The following is a 3,968-nucleotide window of genomic DNA, read 5'->3' on the forward strand; positions in this document are numbered from 1 at the left end:
ATGTTCCGGCTGCTTCCATGCCCCGTAGTTCCTTCTTCAGCTCGGAGATCTCGTCGCGCAGGCGAGCGGCCAGCTCAAACTGCAGCTCTTTGGCAGCCTCGTGCATCTGGTCGTCGAGCTGGCGGATGAGCGCAGCCAGGTCGGCTCGAGGCATCCCCGCCAACTGCGCCGCGTGCCGTCCGACCGCGCCATCCCGACCGGTCTTCCCCGACGCGCCCTTCGAGGACATGCCGGGAACCGAGGCCTTCCCACGGGACTGTGCGCGACCACCACCGCCGATCATCTCACCGTCTGCGCTCTCCCGCACAAGGTCATCGAGGATGTCGATGACCTTCTTGCGCAACGGTTGCGGGTCGACACCGCGCTCGGTGTTGTAGGCGATCTGCTTCACGCGCCGGCGGTTCGTCTCGTCGATGGCCCTGCGCATCGACGGGGTCACCTTGTCGGCGTACATGTGCACCTGACCGGAGACGTTCCGGGCCGCCCGGCCGATGGTCTGGATCAACGATTTGTCCGACCGCAGGAAGCCCTCCTTGTCCGCATCCAGGATGGCGACCAGTGAGACCTCGGGTAGATCCAGACCCTCCCGCAGCAGGTTGATGCCGACGAGCACGTCGAACTCGCCCCGGCGCAGCTCCGTGAGCAGCTCGATGCGACGCAGGGTGTCGACCTCACTGTGCAGATAGCGGACACGGATACCGAGTTCGAGGAGATAGTCGGTGAGATCCTCGGACATCTTCTTGGTCAACGTCGTGACCAGCACCCGTTCGTCACGTTCGGCACGCGTCCGGATCTCGCCGACAAGGTCGTCGATCTGACCCTGGGTCGGCTTCAGGACGACCTCCGGATCGAGCAGGCCGGTCGGACGGATGATCTGCTCGACCACCCCGTCGGAACGGGCCATCTCGTATGGCCCCGGTGTCGCCGAGAGATACACCGTCTGGCCGATGCGTGCGCAGAACTCCTCCCAACGCAACGGCCGGTTGTCCATGGCGCTGGGCAGCCGGAAGCCGTGCTCGACCAGGTTGCGTTTGCGGGACATGTCGCCTTCGAACATCCCGCCGATCTGTGGGACCGTGACGTGCGACTCGTCGATGACCAGCAGGAAGTCGTCCGGGAAGTAGTCGAGCAACGTGTACGGCGCCGTGCCGGCGGGACGCCCGTCAATATGCCGGGAGTAGTTCTCGATACCCGAACAGAAACCGACCTGGCGCATCATTTCGATGTCATAGGTGGTGCGCATCCGCAGCCGCTGGGCCTCCAACAGCTTTCCCTGGCGCTCCATCTCGGCGAGCCGCTCGGTCAGCTCCGTCTCAATGCCCGCGATCGCCCGCTCCATCCGTTCCGGGCCGGCGACGTAGTGGGTGGCGGGGAAGACGAACACATCGGTCGCGTCGCGAACGATCTCCCCGGTCACCGGATGCAGATAGGTCAGCCGTTCGATCTCGTCCCCGAACATCTCGATCCGGACTGCGAGCTCCTCATAGGCGGGAAACACCTCGACGGTATCGCCGCGGACGCGGAACGTCCCACGGGTGAAGGCCAGGTCGTTGCGGGTGTACTGGACGTCGACGAACCGGCGCAGCAACCTGTCGCGTTCGATCTCCTCCCCGACCCGCAGCCGGACCATGCGTTCGATGTACTCCTGCGGGGTGCCCAGACCGTAGATGCAGCTCACGCTCGCCACGACCACCACGTCCCTACGCGTGAGCAGGCTCATCGTGGCCGAATGGCGCAGCCGCTCGACCTCCTCGTTGATCGACGAGTCCTTCTCGATGTAGGTGTCGGTCTGGGCGATATAGGCCTCTGGCTGGTAGTAGTCGTAGTACGACACGAAGTACTCGACGGCATTGTCCGGCAGCAACTCCCGGAACTCGTTGGCCAGCTGCGCGGCGAGGGTCTTGTTGGGCGCCATCACCAGTGTCGGGCGCTGCAGCTCCTCAACGAGCCACGCGGTGGTCGCCGACTTGCCGGTACCGGTCGCGCCGAGCAGGACGATGTCGGTGTCACCGGCACGGACGCGGCGGGCAAGCTCCGCGATCGCGGCCGGCTGGTCGCCGGCCGGCTCGAAGTCCGACACGACCCGCAACGGCGCAGTCGAACGCTCGATGTCCTTACCGGGGCGATCGGCAGTGGGGCTCACGTGTCCTACAACACCACAGAGGTCCGACAGTTTCCGTCCGGCCTACGCGATGGACGCGGAAAGACGCTTCCACACCTCAGCCACCTGGTCATGAAGATCTTCCGGGCTGCCGCTGTTGTCCACGAGGATGTCGGCCACCGCGCGGCGGGCGGAGTCCGACGCCTGGTTGGCCATCCGCGCCAGCGCCTGCTCCCGCGCAAGCCCCCGATCGGCCAGGCGGGCAAGGCGGACCTCGCGTGGCGCCACCACGACGACGATCACGTCGTAGCCGCCGGACAGGCCGGCCTCGACGAGCAACGGCACGTCGTACACGACCACCGCGTCGGCCGGAGCATCGGCCATGCGACGGGTCGCCTCCGCGCCGACCAGCGGATGTGTGATCGCCTCAAGGCGGCGGCGGGCGGCGGGGTCCGCGAACACGACAGCCCCGAGCGCCTCCCGATCGAGGCTGCCGTCGGCGCACAGCATCTGCGGCCCGAACTCGTCCACGACGGCCCGCAGCCCCGGTGTACCGACGGCGACGACCTCCCGGGCGATCGCGTCCGCATCGATGACGACGGCACCGTGATCAATCAACAGCCGCGCCACCGCGCTCTTGCCCGCGCCGATCCCACCGGTCAGCCCCACCCGCAGCATGGGGCCGATTCTCCCGCATGACCGGCCTCGTCGGATAGAGGGCCCAGGCAGTGCGGCCCAGGCATATCAGTGAAAAACAATGTAGTCACAACAACGGTAGACATATAATGTAATATCCGTCATGGTCTGTGGTGGGTCCGTGACGCTGCGGCCAGCGGTTCGGTGACGCCGCGGCCGACGAGACCGGGATCCGACGTTCGCATTCGTCCTCCGGGGGTTGTCTGTCATGGCTGGGTACCATCGCTGCACGCCGTGCGCCGTACCGCCGCACATGCTCGAACGCATCGCGCGCAACGGCACCGACGACCAGCGCTCCTGGGCGCTTTCCACGCTGGCCCGCGACACCTCGGTGCGTTCCGTGCGCGTACACAACGCCCTGCTGCGGGGCGGGTCCAAAGGCACGCTGGTGCCCCGGCTGGCGCCGACTGGAACAGCCAACCGGGTGATCGGTGACGCCGCCGGCACCGAGACCCTGCCGGGACGGGCGGTACGCACCGAAGGAGACACTGCCAGCGACGACGCCGCCGTCAACGAGGCATACGACGGTCTCGGCTCGACGTTCACGTTCTTCCAGACCGTCTACGACCGTGACTCCATCGACGACGAGGGAGTCGCGCTGCACGCGACGGTCCACTACGGCGACCACTACGACAACGCCTTCTGGGATGGTCGGCAGCTGGTGTTCGGCGACGGTGACGGCGAGATGTTCAAGGGCTTCACCACCTCGCTGGACATCATCGGACACGAGCTGACACACGGCGTGACCGAGGATGAGGCGCAGCTGATGTACTTCAACCAGCCCGGCGCCCTCAACGAGTCTGTCAGCGACGTTTTCGGCTCACTCGTCAAGCAGTACGCGCTGGGCCAGACCGTCGAGGAGGCCGACTGGCTGATCGGTGCGGATCTGCTCGCACCCGGTGTGGCCGGGGTCGCGCTGCGGTCCATGAAGGAACCTGGAACGGCGTTCGACGATCCGGTACTCGGGGCCGACGACCAGCCCGGCCATATGGACCACTACCTGCGCACCACGACCGACAACGGCGGTGTACACATCAACTCCGGCATCCCCAACCATGCCTTCTACCTCGCCGCGGCGGCCATCGGCGGCAAGGCGTGGGAGAAGGCGGGGCTCATCTGGTACGACACGCTACGGGCGCCGCAGCTGCGGCCGAACTCCACGTTCCGGGCC

General features: G+C 66.6%; 3 protein-coding genes. 1 reads left to right on the forward strand and 2 read right to left on the reverse strand.

Annotation, left to right across the window (positions count from 1 at the left end):
- Both uvrB and coaE read right to left on the reverse strand, forming a co-directional pair.
- Positions 1 to 2,143 (reverse strand): excinuclease ABC subunit UvrB (gene uvrB, locus U9980_RS19090; protein WP_322769170.1); only part of this gene is annotated, 2,143 nt, incomplete at its 3' end.
- Positions 2,144 to 2,185: 42 nt separating this feature from the next.
- Positions 2,186 to 2,779, reverse strand: coding sequence for a dephospho-CoA kinase (gene coaE, locus U9980_RS19095; protein WP_322769171.1), 594 nt, complete (start codon positions 2,777 to 2,779; stop codon positions 2,186 to 2,188).
- A 226-nt stretch (positions 2,780 to 3,005) separates the two neighbouring features.
- Between coaE and U9980_RS19100 the strand changes: the two genes are divergently transcribed.
- On the forward strand, positions 3,006 to 3,968 hold a 963-nt coding region (locus U9980_RS19100), incomplete at its 3' end, for a M4 family metallopeptidase (RefSeq protein WP_322769172.1).

Origin of the sequence: Protofrankia sp. Cr1, from assembly GCF_963555865.1 — a bacterium.
In the GTDB taxonomy this organism is placed as follows: Bacteria; Actinomycetota; Actinomycetes; order Frankiales; family Frankiaceae; genus Protofrankia.